General features: G+C 64.8%; 15 protein-coding genes. All 15 read right to left on the reverse strand.

Annotation, left to right across the window (positions count from 1 at the left end):
- Positions 1-99: 99 nt before the first annotated feature.
- The 15 genes from guaD to ACK8OE_RS16535 all read right to left on the reverse strand — a co-directional run bounded on the left by guaD (position 100) and on the right by ACK8OE_RS16535 (position 16,519).
- A complete protein-coding gene (gene guaD, locus ACK8OE_RS16465; RefSeq protein WP_410273450.1) occupies positions 100-1,470 on the reverse strand; it encodes a guanine deaminase in 1,371 nt (456 codons plus the stop codon).
- Between the two features lie 139 nt (positions 1,471-1,609).
- Positions 1,610-2,629 (reverse strand): adenosine deaminase, encoded by a 1,020-nt coding sequence (locus ACK8OE_RS16470; protein ID WP_410273451.1) that lies wholly within the window; start codon positions 2,627-2,629, stop codon positions 1,610-1,612.
- Positions 2,604-3,557, reverse strand: coding sequence for a xanthine dehydrogenase accessory protein XdhC (xdhC, locus tag ACK8OE_RS16475; RefSeq protein WP_410273452.1), 954 nt, complete (start codon positions 3,555-3,557; stop codon positions 2,604-2,606). Before xdhC ends, ACK8OE_RS16470 begins: the two co-directional genes overlap by 26 nt.
- Positions 3,554-5,863: a xanthine dehydrogenase molybdopterin binding subunit gene (gene xdhB, locus ACK8OE_RS16480; protein WP_410273453.1), complete on the reverse strand. Its 2,310-nt coding sequence runs from the start codon at positions 5,861-5,863 to the stop codon at positions 3,554-3,556. Before xdhB ends, xdhC begins: the two co-directional genes overlap by 4 nt.
- On the reverse strand, positions 5,856-7,289 hold the full coding sequence (gene xdhA / locus ACK8OE_RS16485) for a xanthine dehydrogenase small subunit (protein ID WP_410273454.1): 1,434 nt from the start codon (positions 7,287-7,289) through the stop codon (positions 5,856-5,858). Before xdhA ends, xdhB begins: the two co-directional genes overlap by 8 nt.
- Before the next feature lie 15 nt (positions 7,290-7,304).
- Complete coding sequence (uraH, locus tag ACK8OE_RS16490) at positions 7,305-7,634, reverse strand: hydroxyisourate hydrolase (protein ID WP_410273455.1); 330 nt, start codon at positions 7,632-7,634, stop codon at positions 7,305-7,307.
- A complete protein-coding gene (locus ACK8OE_RS16495) occupies positions 7,631-9,025 on the reverse strand; it encodes an NAD(P)-binding domain-containing protein (RefSeq protein ID WP_410273456.1) in 1,395 nt (464 codons plus the stop codon). The genes uraH and ACK8OE_RS16495 overlap by 4 nt, the downstream gene beginning before the upstream one ends.
- Positions 9,022-9,525, reverse strand: a complete 504-nt coding sequence (gene uraD, locus ACK8OE_RS16500) for a 2-oxo-4-hydroxy-4-carboxy-5-ureidoimidazoline decarboxylase (protein ID WP_410273457.1) — start codon at positions 9,523-9,525, stop codon at positions 9,022-9,024. The genes ACK8OE_RS16495 and uraD overlap by 4 nt, the downstream gene beginning before the upstream one ends.
- Positions 9,522-9,902, reverse strand: coding sequence for an oxalurate catabolism protein HpxZ (hpxZ, locus tag ACK8OE_RS16505; protein WP_410273458.1), 381 nt, complete (start codon positions 9,900-9,902; stop codon positions 9,522-9,524). The genes uraD and hpxZ overlap by 4 nt, the downstream gene beginning before the upstream one ends.
- Complete coding sequence (gene puuE, locus ACK8OE_RS16510) at positions 9,892-10,785, reverse strand: allantoinase PuuE (RefSeq protein ID WP_410273459.1); 894 nt, start codon at positions 10,783-10,785, stop codon at positions 9,892-9,894. Before puuE ends, hpxZ begins: the two co-directional genes overlap by 11 nt.
- On the reverse strand, positions 10,782-12,008 hold the full coding sequence (locus ACK8OE_RS16515; protein ID WP_410273460.1) for a pyridoxal-phosphate-dependent aminotransferase family protein: 1,227 nt from the start codon (positions 12,006-12,008) through the stop codon (positions 10,782-10,784). Before ACK8OE_RS16515 ends, puuE begins: the two co-directional genes overlap by 4 nt.
- Positions 12,005-13,375 carry an allantoate amidohydrolase gene (locus tag ACK8OE_RS16520; RefSeq protein ID WP_410273461.1) on the reverse strand — a complete coding sequence of 457 codons (1,371 nt, stop codon included), beginning with the start codon at positions 13,373-13,375 and terminating at the stop codon, positions 12,005-12,007. Before ACK8OE_RS16520 ends, ACK8OE_RS16515 begins: the two co-directional genes overlap by 4 nt.
- Positions 13,369-14,943 (reverse strand): gamma-glutamyltransferase family protein, encoded by a 1,575-nt coding sequence (locus ACK8OE_RS16525; RefSeq protein WP_410273462.1) that lies wholly within the window; start codon positions 14,941-14,943, stop codon positions 13,369-13,371. The genes ACK8OE_RS16520 and ACK8OE_RS16525 overlap by 7 nt, the downstream gene beginning before the upstream one ends.
- The gene (locus tag ACK8OE_RS16530) at positions 14,940-16,262 is read right to left on the reverse strand and encodes an AtzE family amidohydrolase (protein ID WP_410273463.1); all 1,323 of its coding nucleotides are present in this window, start codon (positions 16,260-16,262) and stop codon (positions 14,940-14,942) included. Before ACK8OE_RS16530 ends, ACK8OE_RS16525 begins: the two co-directional genes overlap by 4 nt.
- Positions 16,259-16,519, reverse strand: a complete 261-nt coding sequence (locus tag ACK8OE_RS16535) for a hypothetical protein (RefSeq protein WP_410273464.1) — start codon at positions 16,517-16,519, stop codon at positions 16,259-16,261. The genes ACK8OE_RS16530 and ACK8OE_RS16535 overlap by 4 nt, the downstream gene beginning before the upstream one ends.
- Between the last annotated feature and the right edge of the window lie 17 nt (positions 16,520-16,536).

Consider the following 16,536-nt stretch of genomic DNA (forward strand, 5'->3'; position numbering starts at 1 on the left):
ATTTGATAGGTCAGGCGCAGACCTGTGCCACAGGCTCCCGTTCGTGCTTTTTGTGTTTTTAGTGGCTAAAACCTTCCCCGCCCCACATCCGGGTCCGGGTCAACTGACCCCGGAATCCTTAGACCGTTCCACAACGCGCTCAGCCGCGACCCAGACGCGCGCGATATTGGCTTTTGAGGCCGTATAGACGATTTTTTGCAGCACATCGGCGTCGCTATCGAGGTCGTCCATCAGGCGGATGGTCCCGCTGGCGGCCTGCGGATCAATAAGCTGCGCGTCGAAATAGCGGCCGGGCTCAAAACTGCCGACGGGCAGGTCCAGGGCTTCGGCCCCGCCCTTGGTGGCGAGGTAGAAGGCGGTGCGCCAGTCGATCTGGCTGTCACGGATGCCGCGATTGTCCCAGTGCAGGCGCGCATCGACGCCGTCGTGCAGAGCGCGGGACGAGGCGACGGCCCAGCGCATATTGTCATAGATCGAGGACGACGGCCCGCCGGAAATATCGGTGCCGAGGCCCACGCGCACGCCTTTTTCCAGCGCGCGTTTGAGGGGGAAGACGGCGTTGGAGAAGTAGTAGTTGGACAGCGGGCAATGGGCGACGCCAGCGCCGCGGTCACGGATGGTCTGCATATTGGCGTCGGAGATGAAGTTGGCGTGGGCCAGCACGGTGTGCCGTGTCAAAAGGCCGAAGCGATCCAGACTGTCGGTATCTTCGCGACCGTGGCGATCAAGGACGTAATTGTGTTCCCAGTCGCTTTCGGAGCAGTGGGTCTGAACGTGGCAGCCGCAGCGACGGGCGATGTCGCCCAGCCCTTCCAGCGCCGCATCGGTGCACGAGGCGATAAAGCGCGGCGTGACCACTGGCTTGACGCGCGCGCTGTTGAGGCTGCGCACATGGTCGATAAAGGCTTCGGTGCCACGCAGGGCGGCGTCGGTGGATTCGACGTAGAAGTCCGGGCATTGCTCCGGGTTGTCCATCGCCACCTTGCCGATCAGGGCGCGCTGGCCCTTGGTCAGACAGATGTCGGCCAAAAGGCGCGTGGCGTCCTGATGCTGGGTGGCGAAATAGAGCGCCGTGGTGGTGCCGTTCGACAGGAGGTCGTCCACCAGCCCTTCGTAGGCGCGGCGCGCGAATGACAGGTCGGCATAGCGCGCTTCCAGCGGGAAGGTATGCTTTTGCAGCCAGACTTCCAGCGGCACGTCCAGCGCCTTGCCCAGTTGCGGCCACTGCGGGGCGTGGATGTGCAGGTCGCAAAAGCCCGGCAGGGCGTAGGTGCCCTCTGGCAGGGTTTCCAGCCGCCCGGCAGCGCGGTCTTCGCTCAGGACTTCGGCATAGGTCGGCGCGTCGGGGCGCAGGACCTCAAGGATGCGGCCCTCCGCGTCGCAGCGGATCAGGGTGTCGCGCAGAACCTCAATGCCGCCGCAGACGGGGGCGTGGAAGAAGCTGCCTTTGAAAGAACGGGGTGTGGTCATTCTTCTTTCCTCCTCCCCTGTTTACCGGGGAGGTGTCGGCGAAGCCAACGGAGGGGGCATTCTTCGCTTGAACGCCCCACCCACCGCTTCGCGGTCCCCCCTCCCCGCTACGCCCAAGGGCTTGCAAGGAGGGATGTCCTTAACCGGCATAAGCCTCGATTTCGTCCAGATGCTTAAACACCTCCGCATCGCTGAGGAAGGACCCGAGAAACGAATTGCGCGCCAGGGTGATCAGGTCGTCGCGATCGACCAGACCCGACGCCGCCACGGCGCGATAATTGTCGTTCACATAGCCGCCGAAATAGGCCGGATCGTCGGAATTGAGCGTGGCGCGCAGGCCCTTATTCAACATGGTGCGGATGGGGTGCTGCGCCATGTCGTTGACCACGCATAGCTTGAGGTTCGACAGCGGGCAGACGGTCAGCGTCATGCCCAGACGCGCCAGCCGCGAGGTCAGGTGCGCGTCTTCCAGCGAGCGGTTGCCGTGGTCGATACGGTCCACCTTGAGAATATCCAGCGCTTCGTGGACGTAGTCGGGCGGCCCCTCCTCGCCGGCGTGAGCGACTTTTTTGAGGCCCAGAGCGCCGGCGGCCTCAAACACGCGGGCGAATTTCGACGGCGGGTGGCCGACTTCGGACGAGTCGAGCCCCACACCGGTCAGGCGGTCGAGAAACGGCTCGGCGGCCTTTAAGGTGGCAAAGGCCGCGTCCTCATCGAGGTGGCGCAGGAAGCACAGGATCAGTTTGGAGGTCAGGCCGTATTCGGCTTCGGCCGCCTTCATGCCCGAGGTCAGGCCGTCCATCACCACCGACATCGGGATACCGCGGTCGGTATGGGTTTGCGGGTCGAAGAAGATTTCGGCGTGGCGCACGCTGTCGGCGTAGGCGCGGTCGAAATAGGCCTTGGCGAGGTCGTGGAAGTCGTCTTCCGTGCGCAGGACATCGGCCCCCTGATAGTAGATGTCGAGGAAGTCCTGAAGGTTGGAAAATTCGTAGGCCGCGCGCACCTCTTCGACCGATTTGAACGGCAGGGCGATCTTGTTGCGTTGCGCCAGCGCGAACATCAGCTCCGGCTCCAGCGAGCCTTCGATATGCAGGTGCAGTTCGGCCTTGGGCAGACCGGCGATAAAGGCGTCAAGCGACGGGAAGGGTTTGGTCATGACGGGTATCCTCGGTCAGGGTGCGATTTTTATCTGCAATTTGAAGCAACTGCGCGGCGACGGCAACCGCGATCACCTCCGGGGCCTTGCCCACAATGCCTGGCAGGCCGATGGGGCAGGTGATACGCGCGATCTGGTCTTCGGCAAAGCCGTCCTTACGCAAACGGCTGAAGAAGCGGGCGCGCTTGGTGGCCGAGCCGATCAGGCCGATAAAACGCGCAGGCGAGCGCAGCGCCGCCTTGGTCAGCTCATAATCGAGCGCGTGGTCGTGGGTCAGGATCAGGGTCAGGCCGGTCCCCGCCTCAGCCTCCGCGCACAGTGTCCGGGCATCGCCAATCAGGACACATGACGGTACATCGGTGCGGTCATCGCACCAGCGCAGGTGAAACGGCAGGCCTTTCAGCACGCGCGCGATGGCGATGCCGACATGGCCCGCACCAAACATCAGCACAGGCATCAACGGTTGACCCAGGTGCTCGATCAGATGATCCCCGACCACCGGCACCGGGCCGCGCGCTGATACATTGGGCACGTCTTCGCTCAGGCAACGGCTGACCCCATCGGCGTGCAGATCGCTGCGCAAGGTAAAGGCGTCAAGGCCGCGCACGGCCTCCAGCCAGTCCGCCTCCGCCGGGTCGAGGTGCTCGATCATCACCCGCACGCGGCCGCCGCAGCATTGCCCCAGCAGCACCCCCAACGGATAGTCCTGAATGCGCCAGGTGCCGGGGGGATGTTTCAGGGCCAGCCGCGCCTGATCAATGCACTGAAACTCCAGATTACCGCCGCCAATCGTACCGTAAATGGCCTTTGCCGTGACCAGCATGCGCGTCCCGGCCTCGCGCGGCGTCGAGCCTTCGACGGCCAGCAGCGAGACCATGGCCAGCGGTTCTTTATCCAACAGATCAAGGGCTTTGACGACCCAGTTCACAGCCCACTCCCCTTTACCGCCCGCAGGATACGTTCCGGAGTCGCCGGGGCATCGAGCATCGGCCGCGGGTCGCCGGTTGCCGCCGCCACCGCATAGGTCAGGGCCGAAAACACGCTGTTGGCCAGCATGAAGGGCGGCTCGCCCACGGCCTTGGAGCGGTGGATGGTCGGTTCGCGGTTGTCGCCCGCCCGCCACAGGTGGATATTCATCACGGCCGGCCGGTCAGAGGCGCAGGGGATCTTGTAGGTCGAAGGGGCGTGCGTCAGAAGCCGCCCTTTGGCGTCATAGACCAGTTCCTCAAAGGTCAGCCAGCCCTGCCCCTGCACATATGCGCCCTCAATCTGACCCAGATCGAGCGCCGGATTGATGGAGCGCCCGACATCATGCAGGATATCGGCGCTCAGCACCTTATGCTCACCGGTAAAGGTGTCGATGACCACCTCTGACACCGCCGCCCCATAGGCGAAGTAGAGGAAGGGCCGCCCGGTGTGCGTCTTGCGATCGTAATGGATTTTCGGCGTGGCGTAAAAGCCCGTGGCCGACAGCGAAATCCGGTTGAAATGCGCTAATCGGCAGACCTCGGCAAAGCCCAGCGCCTCGTCGCCCGCGCGCACCACGCCGCCTTCAAACACCACGCTGTCTGCCGCCACGCCGTTGCGCGCGGCCATCAGCCCGGCCAGCCGTTCGCGGATGGTATTGGCCGCGTTCCACGCCGCCCAGCCGTTGAGGTCCGTCCCTGAGGAGGCCGCCGTGGCCGAGGTATTGGGCACCTTGTCCGTGCGCGTTGACGTGATGCGGATGCGCTCCAGCCCCAGACCGAAGACGTCGGCGACGATCTGCGCCACCTTGGTATTCAGCCCCTGCCCCATCTCGGTGCCGCCGTGATTGAGCGCAATCGAGCCATCGACATAGGCGTGGACCAGGGCCCCCGCCTGATTGAGGTGGCTGGTGGTAAAGGAGATACCGAACTTGACCGGCGTGCAGGCAATGCCGCGCCGCAGATAGGGATGCGTCGCGTTGAAGGCGTCGATCTCAGCCTTGCGGGCGTCGTAATCGGCGGCGGTTTTCAGCTCCTCAACGAGGGTATCAGCGACGAAATCTGTCACCGCCATCTGATACGGCGTTAGATTGCGCTCCGGGCCGTAGAAGTTGGTCTGGCGCACGCTCAGCGGATCACGCCCCAGGTGCAGGGCAATGGCGTCCATCACCCGCTCGATGGCCAGCATCCCCTGCGGCCCGCCAAAGCCGCGAAAGGCGGTATTGGAAACAGTATGGGTGCGGTAGCGATGCGAGACGATCTCAACATTTTCAAGGAAATAGCAGTTATCGGCATGGAACATGGCCCGGTCATTGATCGCCGGCGACAGGTCGGTCGAACAGCCGCAGCGCGAGGCCAGCTCCAGCCGCAGGGCCCGGATACGCCCCTCGTCATCAAAGGCCACGTCGTAGTCAGCGGTGAAATCGTGCCGCTTACCCGTAATCTGCATATCCTCATCGCGGTCGGCGCGGTACTTGGCCGGGCGACCCGTCTTGGCCGCCACCAAGGCAGCCGCCGCCGCAAACAGCGAGGCCTGCGTCTCCTTGCCGCCAAAGCCGCCACCCATGCGCCGCACCTCAACCGTCACATCGGCGGACGTGACGCCCAGAAGGTGCGCCACCAGATGCTGCACCTCAGACGGATGCTGCGTCGAACACAGAAGATGCACCCCGCCCTGCTCCATCGGCGTAGCGACGCTGATCTGGCCTTCGAGGTAGAAGTGATCCTGCCCGCCGATTTCCAGCGCGCCTTGGATCCGATGCGGCGCAGCCGCAAGCTCTGCCATATCGCCGCGCCGCATCACCTGCGACGCCTCGATCAGGCTGTGGGCGGCCTTGGCCTCGGCAATGGTCAATAGGGCGGGCAAGGGCTCGTAGTCGATGCGGCCTAGCTTCGCCGCCACACGCGCGGCCTTGGCCGAGGTGGCGGCAACCAGAAACACCGGCTGCCCCATAAACACCACTTCATCGGCGGCCAGCAGGCGGTCGTCTTTGGCCACCGGCGCAACATTGTTGTCGCCAGGGATGTCGGCGGCGGTGAAGACGGCGACCACGCCCGGCGCGGCGCGCACGGCGCTGAGGTCAAGGCTCAATATCTTCGCGTGGGCGTGCGGAGCGCGACCGAAGGCCAGATGCAGCATCCCCGCCGGTTCGGCCACGTCATCGGCATAGAGGGCTGTGCCGCTGACGTGTAGGGGAGCGCTGTCGTGGGCCAGAGACGTATGGACCTTTGGGGTATGAATTTGGGGGGTGTGAGCGCGCTCAGCCATGCGCCACCCCCAGCACATCACCGCCTTGACCCTGAATATCAAAACACAGTTTTTTCAGTATATTACCGGCGACAATTAATCTATATTCCGAAGAGCCACGCACATCGCTGAGCGGGGTGAAATCCGCGCGCAGCGCCTCGGCGGCCAGCGCCAGCCGCTGCGGCGTCAGCGGGTGGCCGGTCAGGATAGCCTCGGCGTGCGCGGCACGTTTGGGGGTGCCCGCCATGCCGCCAAAGGCCAGCCGCGCGCCCTGCACCACCGCCCCGTCAAAGCGCAGATGCACAGCGGCGCAGACCGCCGAAATGTCGGAATCAAAGCGCTTCGACAGCTTGACGATACGCACCACATCGCCGGATTTTGGTGCGGGCACAAAGATGCTTTCGACGAACTCACCGGGCTGCCGGTCCTGCTTGCCGTAGTCGAGGAAATAGGCCTCCAGCGGCAGGGTGCGGCGCGTCTCGCCCCGGCGCAGGGTCAGTTCGGCCCCCAGCGCGATCAGGGCGGGCGGCATGTCCCCGATGGGCGAGCCATTGGCGATATTGCCGCCGATGGTGCCGGCATTGCGCACCTGAACCGCGCCGATGCGGCGGATCAGTTCGCTCAGATCGGGCGACAGGTCGGCCAGCGCCGCACGCGCCTCAGAATAGCGCACACCGGCGCCCAGCCGCACGCCCTGCGGCGTCCCCTCGATGTCGCGCATCAGGTGGCCGATAAAGGCGACCTCCGGCAGGACGCGGTGCTGCTTGCTGACCCACAGGCCGACATCGGTGGCCCCGGCGATCAGCCGCACATCGGGGTTTTCGATAAGGATTTCCGCCAGATCATCGGTGTTGCGCGGCACATAGGCCCGCCGCGTCAGCCCGGCCAGCGGGTCTTCGTAGCTGAGGACCAGCCGGGTGTCGCGGCGCAGTTTCAGCAGCGCCTCACGGATGGGCGCGTCGTCAAACGGCACTGATGCCACCTGTTCGGCGGCCTTGAGGATCGGGCCATAACCCGTGCAGCGGCACAGGTTTCCGGCCAGCACCTCCGCCGGGTCGGCCCCCGCCGTGCCGCACGCCCCCATCAAACGCCCGACCAGCGACATCACAATGCCCGGCGTGCAGAAACCGCACTGCGAGGCGTGCAAATCAACCATTGCCGATTGGACCGGATGCGCGCCTTTCAGGCTTTCGACCGTCATCAGCGCCTTACCGTCCAGCATGGGCAGGAACAGGATACAGGCATTCACCGCACGCCATTCTATGCGCGCGTTCGCAAGCTCACCCACCAGCACCGTACAGGCCCCGCAATCGCCCTCGGCACAGCCTTCCTTGCTGCCGGTGCGTCGTACCGTGTAGCGCAGCCAGTCGAGCACGCTTTGCGTCGGGTCGAAGCCCGACAGGGTGACGATCTCACCATCGAGACAGAAGCGGAGTTTATCGGTCATGGCGTGCACCCCCCATCAGCTCCCCCTGTAGGTCGAATAGCCATAGGGACTGACCAGCAGCGGCACGTGGTAATGCCCCACCCCGTCCATGCCGAAGTCGATGCCCACGCGGTCGAGAAACGGCGGCTCGGCCAGCGTCACGCCCCTGGCGCGGAAATAGTCGGCCACATCGAATTCCAGCCGGTAGAGCCCCGCACTCAGGCTCAGCTCGCGCAACTCCGGGCAGCGGCCATCGGCGTCAGTTTTTCCGGCAAACAGCACTTCGCGCCCGCTGAGGAGGTGCAGCCCGACCCCCTGGGCCGGGGTGCCGTGGGCCGTGTCGAGGACGTGGGTCGAAAGGCTCATGAGGCGCTCCATTCGCCGACAAATTCCGGCTCATCATAGGCAAAATAGGCGTCGAGGCAGGCTGTCTTCTGATCGAGGAACAAATGATCGGCCACGGCGCTGGCCAGCTTCGGCAGGGCGTATTTCAGCCCCGACAGGGCCGAGGCCGACAGGCCGAAATTGATCAGGGCCGAATAGTTGAAGGCAAACAGGCCATGCAGTTTCGCCTGCCACTCAGGGTCGCGCCCGGTAAAGGTGAAGCCTGCGCCCAGATAGGGATGGGCGTCAAGCAGCGGGTTCCTGATCGCCTCCGGGGCCGAATAGACATCGGCCCAGCGCGCAATGCCCGGCTCCAGTCGCCGCAGTTCGGGCCGCAGCGCCGGATCGGTGACCAGACCGGTCGAGATGACCAGAAAGTCGAAACCGTGCTCGCCCTTGGGCGTCGTCACCACCGCCTGCCCGCCGTCTTCGCGCACGGCTTGCCAGGGCGAACCCGTATACAGGCGGAAGCCTGCAAAGGCCGCCGCCCGGTTGAAGGTGTCGTTAGTCGGCGGTTGATTGAATTTGAAAAAGTGCGACATAGCGGCGTATTTTTCGCCGTCGCTGAGCGCGGCAAAGCGCGGGATCAGGCCCGCCGCCTCCATGTGCCGGATGGGATTGATACGCGGCAGGGCCTCACGCCGCACAAAGACGTGTGCTTCGGCGGCCCCGGCATCGAGCAGATGGTGGGCATTGTCAAAGGCCGAGGCCCCTCCCCCCAAAATGCCGATACGCTTGCCTTTCAGCGCCGCCACATCGATGGGCTCAGAGGTATGGGCGTAAAGATGCCGCGGCAGGTCCCTGATCATCTGCGGCGTATGCCAGCCGCCGCCGCCCTGAATCCCGGTGGCCAGAATGACCTTTCGCGCCAGATAGGAACCGTCGGAAGCGTGCACGCGGAACAGGCCGTCTATGGGCTCGATATCGCTGACCCGCACGCCGTTTCTGACCGGCAGGTCCAGCACGCGGCGGTACCAGCGCAGATAGGCCATCCAGTCGCCCCGCGGAATCTTGTCAAGCCGCGCCCAGCCTTCGGCCCCGTGCTGCGCCTCCCAGAAGGCGCGGAAGGTCAGGGAGGGGACGCCCATATCTATCGAGGTGATACCCTTGGGCGTGCGCAGGGTCATCATGCGGGCATAGGTTTCCCACGGCCCTTCAAAGCCTTCGGCGCTCTCATCGAGGATCAGCAGGTTGTGGATGCGCTCGCGCTTCAGCGCGAAGGCGGCGCTGAGGCCCGACTGGCCCCCGCCGATGATGATGACGTCGTGCACCGGACCTTCCGGATGCGTCGCCGGGCGCAGCCAGTCGCTACCGGGATAGCACAGCGCCTCAAGATCGTGCCGGACGCGGGCATTATGGGCTTCGAGGCTCATGCGCCCTCCACATCTTTGAGGCGCAGCCAGACGATCTTATCCACCTCAGCCAGGGCCGTGCTAAACTCTGTCTGCGGGTCGTTGCCGAGCCGCGACTCCATCGCCGCAAGGATATCCGCCTTACCCCCGGCCAGCCGCACACAGATGATAAAGGGGAAACCAAAGCGCGCCTCATAGGCGGTGTTCAGCTCATGAAACCGCGCAAATTCGGCCTCCGTCAGGGCATTGAGCCCCACCGATGCCTGTTCCGAAGCCGACTCCTTCGTCAGACCGGCCTTCACCTGTGCCTTGTCGGCCAGCTTGGGGTGGGCGCGCAGCAGGGCCAGTTGCGCCTCCGGCCCGGCGTGCGCCACCACCTTCGTCAACCCGGCGTACAGGGCCATAAGGTCCTTAAACGGCCGCATCGTCTCGGCCTGCGCCACGATCCACGGGCTGTGCTCGAACAACAGGCCAAAGCGTTCAATAAAGGCTTTACGAGTCAATTGGTTGAAATCACTCATGACGTCGCCCCCTCTATCGACACATGCGCCGATACCACCTTCCAGCCATCGGCAAAACGCACCCACGCCTGCGACTGACGCCCCCTCCGGTCGGAGGTTTCCCGGAAAAACTCGGCATGGGCGGTGGCGAAGGCGTCGCCATAGACGGTGATTTCGACCCGGCCCAGTTTGCGCTGTGGCGAGCCGCCCCGGCCTTTGCGGAAGGCGCGGATGGCTTCGATGCCGTACAGCACCTCACCCACGCCGAAGCGGATGGTTTCCGGTGCCTCACGAAACAGGCGGTCCATGGCCGGAATATCGTCGGCCATCAGCGCCGCCTCATAGGCGTAGAAGGCCTCGGTCACCTCTTTCAGGCGAACAGGATCATTAAGCTGCATAGGGATGCACCTTCAGCCAGTGGCGGGCGATGTCGATGCGGCGCGCCACCCACACCTTGTCGTGGCTCAGCACGTGGTCGAGGAAGCGCGCCACGGCGGCGGCCCGCGCCGGCTTACCCGCAATGCGCCCATGCAGGCCAATCGACATCATGCGGCTGCCCTCAAGGTACAACTGATCGAAGGTGTCGCGCAGGTAGCGATAGAAGGGTTCGGCATCGGCAAAGCCGTTATAGGCCACGAACTTCATATCGTTGACGTCCAGCGTATAGGGCACGATCAATTGAGGTTTGCCATATCGCGTGTCGTAATAGGGCAGATCGTCGGCGTAGGAATCGGCGTCATAGATAAAGCCGCCCTCCTCGACCACCAGCCGCGCCGTTTGGGGCGAGGTGCGCCCCTGATACCAACCCAGAGGCCGCGCCCCGGTCAGTTGCGTGTGCAGCTCTATGGCCTTGTGGATATGGTCGCGCTCAACCTCTTCCGGCACGTTTTGATAATCGATCCAGCGGTAGCCGTGGCTGGCGATCTCCCAGTCGGCGGTCAGCATGGCCTCAACCGCCGCCGGGTTCATCTGCATGGCCGTAGCCACGCCATAGACGGTGACCGGGGCCTTGCGTTCGGTAAATATGCGGTGCAGTCGCCAGAAACCGGCGCGCGCGCCGTATTCATACAGGCTTTCCATAGCCATGGCCCGCGCCCCGATATGGCTTTGGGCGCCCACCATTTCGGACAGGAAGGCCTCAGACCCCCTGTCACCATTGAGGATAGAGTTTTCGCCGCCCTCTTCGTAATTGATGACGAACTGTACGGCGATGCGCGCGCCGTTGGGCCACTGCGCATTGGGCGGTGTCGGACCATAGCCAATCAGGTCACGCGGGGTCATCCCCACACCTCCCGCGCGGCGGGGACCGCGGCCCCCAGATTGACCGCCACCCCTTCGGCGACCAGACAGGCCTCCAGCGCGGCCAGGGTCGTCAGCACCTTGGACTTCATGGCGTTATACCCCATGGCCCCGATACGCCAGATCTGCCCCTGCAAGGGGCCAAAGGCCGTACCGATCTCGATTTCGAAGTCTTCGCGCATCCGCTGACGCACACGCTCGCCATCAAGACCGTTGGGGATGTACACCCCCGTCACATTGGTCATGCGGTAGCGGTCGTCGCCATAGACGCTCAGCCCCATGGCGCGCAGCCCCGCCGTCATGGCTGCCCCGGCCCTTGTATGGCGGTCAAAGCGCGCCTCAAGCCCCTCCTGAAGCGCCACGCGGGCGCATTCGCGCGCCCCGTAAAGCATGGTCGTGGCCTCGGTATGGTGGTTCAGCCGCTTTTCCGACCAGTAGTCCATGATCATGGCCAGATCGAAATAGTTGGAGCCGATACGCGGGCGGTGGCCGTCTTCGGCATCAACGGCACGGATGCCCTTTTCGGTATGGCGACGTGAAAAGATGAACTCGGCCGCACGGTCGGAAATCGTGATGGGGGCCGATCCCGACGGCCCGCCCAGACATTTCTGCAAGCCCGCCGTGACGATATCGAGGCCCCAGCCGTCGGTCTCAATCGGCATCCCGCCCAGCGTCGCCGTGGCATCGACATAGGAAAAGGCCCCGATCTCACGGCACAGTTCGCCCAGCCCGTCCAGCGGCTGCGCCATAGTCGTCGAAGTGTCGCCGTGCACGCAGGTAATCACATCAGGTCGAAATTCGAGCGCCTTGGCCCGGATAGCTTCCATCGGCACCACTTCGCCCCAAGAGGCATCGACAACCTCATAATCTGCGCCGAGGCGCTCGCAAATCTCGGTCAGCAGCAAGCCGAAGCGCCCTGATCTCACGATCAGTACATGCGTGCGACCGGCGTCGATCAGCGAAACCAATGCCGCCTCGATCGCCGCCCGCGCCGTACCGTCGATCAGGAAGGTCCAGCGGTTTTGCGTGCGGAAGACCTGCCGATAGAGCGCCATAGTCTCGTTCATATAGGCGGTCATTTCGGGGTCGAACTGCCCCAGAAGGTCCGCCGACATGGCGCGCAGCACGCGCGGGTGGGCATTGACCGGCCCCGGCCCCATCAGCAGGCGTTGCGGCGGATTGATCTCACCGAAATAGTCGGTCATGCGGAGGCTTCCCCCAGTTTGAGTACAAGGCCGAGCAAGGCCTGAAACGCCGCTTCGGCGTCGGCCGGCTCGACGGCTTCCAAAGGATTGTGGCTGATTCCGTCCTTGCAGCGAATAAACAGCATGGCGGTGGGCGTCACACCGGCAAAGGCCATGGCGTCATGGCCCGCGCCTGACACCAGACGGCGCGGGATGTGACCAGCCTCACGCACGGCTTGCGACAGAAAATCCATCATTGACGGGTCGCACGGTGCGGCGGGCAGGTCGTGGATAAGCTGGTGCGCCACCGTCACCCCGCGAGCGGCGGCAGTGGCCTCGATACGGCTGAGGATGGCAGCGGCGGCGACGTTGCGCGGAGCCTCTTCGCCCGACCGCACGTCGATGGTGAAGACCACCTCGCCCGGCACCACATTGGGGGCATTGGGGGCGACATTGAACCGCCCGACCGTGGCCACCAGATCGTCCGGCCCGGCGCGGCCAACGGTTTCGACCGCCAGCGCCATTTCCGCTGCGGCGGTGAGCGCGTCCCGGCGCAGGGCCATGCTGTTGGTCCCGGCGTGACCGGCGACGCCCGTGACCGTCACCGCATAGCGTCTCTGACAGGCGATGGCGGTGACCACCCCCAGCGCCAGCCCTTCGGCCTCCAGCACCGGGCCCTGTTCGATATGGGCTTCGATATAGCCGATCAGCTCGGACGGGTCGCGGCAGGCGTCCGTAAAACGGTCGATATCCAGTCCGAAATCGCTCAGCGCCCTGGCTAAGCTGATGCCGTCGCGGTCGGCGACATCAAGCTGGGCCCGCTCCACCCGCCCGCACACGGCGCGCGAACAGAGCATGGAGGCCGGAAAGCGCGAGCCCTCCTCGTCGCCAAAGGCATAGAGGTCGATGGCGAACGGCAGGCGCTTGTTTTGCGCGTGCAGGGCGGCCACGACCTCTATTGCCAGCATGACCCCCAGCGGCCCGTCATAGGCCCCGGCGTCGCGCACCGAGTCGATGTGCGAAGCGAGGATGAGGGATTTAGCCCCTCCCCTGATTTCAGGGGAGGTACCCGCCGACCGGCGGGGGGTGGGGTTAACATCGGAGTCGGCCCCCACCACCGCATCTCGCGCTGCGCGCATCGTGCGGTCCCCCTCCCCAGCAAGCTGGGGAGGTATAGTGGCGGCCTCATACCGCCCGATCAGATTGCCCGCCGCATCGAGGCGCACGGCCATCCCCGCCGCCTCCATCCACTCGCGCAGTTGCGCCAGCGTCGCGCGGTGCGCCTCGCTGAGGTAGGGGCGGAACAGGCTGTCCGCCGCCTCGCTGAACGGCGGGCGTCTGAGGGCGTCGCAGCGGGCGACGGCGCGGTATCCGCCCACCTCTACCATGCCGCCACCCCGCCGTCCGAACGCGGATCGGTGGCCCCTTCGATACGCCCATCCGCATGACGCACCAGCGCCCCGGCATGGCCCATCATAGAGGTGAAATCGTCTACGATTTCCGTCTGATGTCCCGCTTTCTTTAAGTTTTCAATTAACTCTACCTCAAACCGACCTTCAAGCTTGAGCGACACGCTCTCCTCGCCCCAGGTCTTGCCCAGAAGCCAGCGCGGCGCGGTGATGGCGGCTTGTAAGTGCATACCGGCGTTGTAACGGCTGAAAACAGCGGCTTGCGTCTGCGGCTGCCCCTCACCGCCCATCGTGCCATAGCTCATCACCCGCCCGTCCTCAAAGACGGCCAGCGCCGGATTGAGCGTATGGAACGGCTTGCGCCCCGGCTTCAGAGCGTTCCAGCCGCTTTCGACCAGACGGAACGACGCCCCGCGGTTCTGCCAGATGATGCCCGTTTCCGGCAGGACGAGGCCCGAACCGAACTCGAAATAGGTGCTCTGAATGGCGCTGACGGCACGACCCTCGGCATCAATAGCCCCGAACCACACCGTGTCGCCCTGTTGCGGCTCATAGGGCCACGGCAGGGCCTGTGCGCGGTCGATGGTCGCCGCCAGCGCGTCGAGCGCCGCTGCGTCGGACAGCAGGGCCTGCGCATCGAAATCCATATAGGCCGGGTCGCCAATATGCTGATCACGCAGCAAAAACGCCTGTTTGGTGGCTTCGATCAGGCCGTGCAGATGGTCGAAATGGTCGTGTCCCTTAACCCCCAACCGGTCGTACAGGGCCAGTATCAGCAAGGACGCAAAGCCCTGCGTCGGCGGGGTCATGTTGTAAAGCTGCGCCCCACGCAGGCGCGTAGTTAGCGGCACGGGCGTCGTGGCGCGGTGGGCGCGCAAATCCTCGCCACAGACCGGCGACCCAGCGCGACCGAGATCGACCGCAATGGCGCGCGCCAGATCGCCTTCGTAGAAATCGCGCAATCCCCTGGCCGCCAGCGCTTTCAGCGTGGTGGCCAGAGCCGGTTGCGTGAGGATCGCGCCCTCTTTCAATGGTTGATTATCGGACTGAAACGCCGCGCCATAGCCGTACTGATCCTTCAGCTCGGCGTCCTTGGCGGCGGCGATATCGGCTCCGCCTTTGGTGACCACAACTCCCGTTTCGGCGTAGTGAATAGCCGCCTCCAGCAGCACCTCCAGCGGCAGGGGATCGGCCACCCGCTGCAACAGCGCCTCCCAACCGGAGACGGTGCCCGCCACCGTATTGGCCGCCAAAGGCCCGCGCCAGGGTACGCGGGCATGGCCCTTATAGAGGTCGAGCGTGGCCCCTTGCGCGGCCGCGCCGCAGGCACTGACGCCGTGCACCGACCCGTCGGGTTCGCGCACCATCCAGAAGCTGTCGCCGCCTATGGAATTCATGTGCGGATAGACGACGGCCAGCGCTGCCGCCGTGGCCACCGCCGCCTCGATGGCGGTGCCGCCGCGTTTGAGGATATCGAGCCCCGCCTGCGCCGCCAGATGGTGCGGCGCCGTGACCATGCCTCGCAGGGATGCCGCCGTATGGATCATACGCGCCCTCCCGGTGCCGTAAAGCCCAGCACGCCTTCGTCCTCCAGTCGGTGCATCAGGTCGAACACCGCGCCTTCGAGGCCCGGTCGCGTGATGATTTGCAGGCCGATGGGCAGGCCCTTGGTCTTCAGCGGCGCGGCAATTACCGGCACGCCCGTCAGCGAAATGGCCTGCGCATAGATCCCCAAATGGGCGCGCGCCGGGGCCGGTTTGCCGTCGATCAGGATGGTCCCCGCCTCAATCAGCGGGGCGGAACAGGGCGTCGCCGGGGCAATCAGAACATCAAACTGATCAAACAGTTGATAGAAAATCCTGCGATAATGATCACGATAGCGCAGCGCCTTGTCCAGCACAGCCGCGGGCAGCATGGCCCCGGCGATCAGCCGGTCGCGCACCGCCGGATCATAGTCCGGCGCCCGCCCCCGCAAGGTGTCCAGATGCAGTGCCCCACCGAGCGCCGCCGTCATCACAAAGCCCGCCGAACGCCCGGCCTCGGCCTGCGGCAGATCGGCGACGGCGCTGCCCCCCAGATGCGCCATCAGTGTATCAACGGCGCTCACCGCTTCCGGGGCGGCATTACGCGCGAAAAAGCCGTCCAGACGCGCAACGCGCAACGGTTGATTGTCCCCGGTCAGCGCCTCACCGGCAAGCACCTCGTACAGGCGGCGCAGGTCACGGCTGCTGCGCGCAAACGGCCCGACCGTATCGAGCGCTTCGACAAACGGAAACACGCCCGAAAGCGGCACCACCCCTTGCGCCGGGCGCATCCCCCAAACGCCGCACAGCGAGGCCGGAACGCGCACCGAGCCATTGGTGTCTGAGCCCAAACTCAGCGGCACAAACCCAGCCGCCACCGCGGCCGCCGACCCGCCGGAGGAGCCCCCGGCCAGCCGCAACGGATCGTGCGGGTTCAGAGTGGTGCCGAAATGGGCATTGACCGTGGCAAAACCGTAGGCGAATTCGTCCATATTCAGCGTGCCGATCAGGATCGCGCCGGCGGCCTTCACACGGCGCACGACCTCGGCGTCCTGCATCGCCGCTGCCGCGCCAAGGCGCAATTTGGCCCCGGCGGTCGTCACCTGCCCCGCCACGTCGAACAGGTCCTTGACGGCAAACGGCACCCCGGCCAGAGGCCCGGAAATCTCACCGTGATCAACGGCCTGCGCACTGGCCACGGCTTCGGAGGCAAAGACGCGGGTAAAGGCGCAAAAGGGATCACTCAGCGCCGCCTCGACCGCCTGACGCACCACCGCTTCCGCCGTGATCTCGCGGCGGGCAATGGCATTGGCCAGATCGAGCGCGCTGCGGGTGTCGCTCATGCCTCGGTGTCCTTAGAGCGCATTCCGAAAAGTGTGAAACGGTTTTCGGAATCAAATGCGCGACAAAACAAATTGTTAGAGCGGAATTTCGATTCAGGCTGAACGAAATCCGCTCTAAACGCATCCTCGATAATGGCCGCGTGCTGATGCAGAAGCCGCAGAGTGGCGCTCACCGCCGCCTGACTGTCCTCGCTGAGGGACAGGCCCAGAAAAGCCGCTGCCCCTTCGCTCAACCGGTCAAAATCCTCCGGCTCCATCACCGCCTCCGTGTTGT

The sequence above is a fragment of the Asticcacaulis sp. W401b genome (assembly GCF_046503825.1).
Taxonomy (GTDB): Bacteria; Pseudomonadota; Alphaproteobacteria; order Caulobacterales; family Caulobacteraceae; genus Asticcacaulis.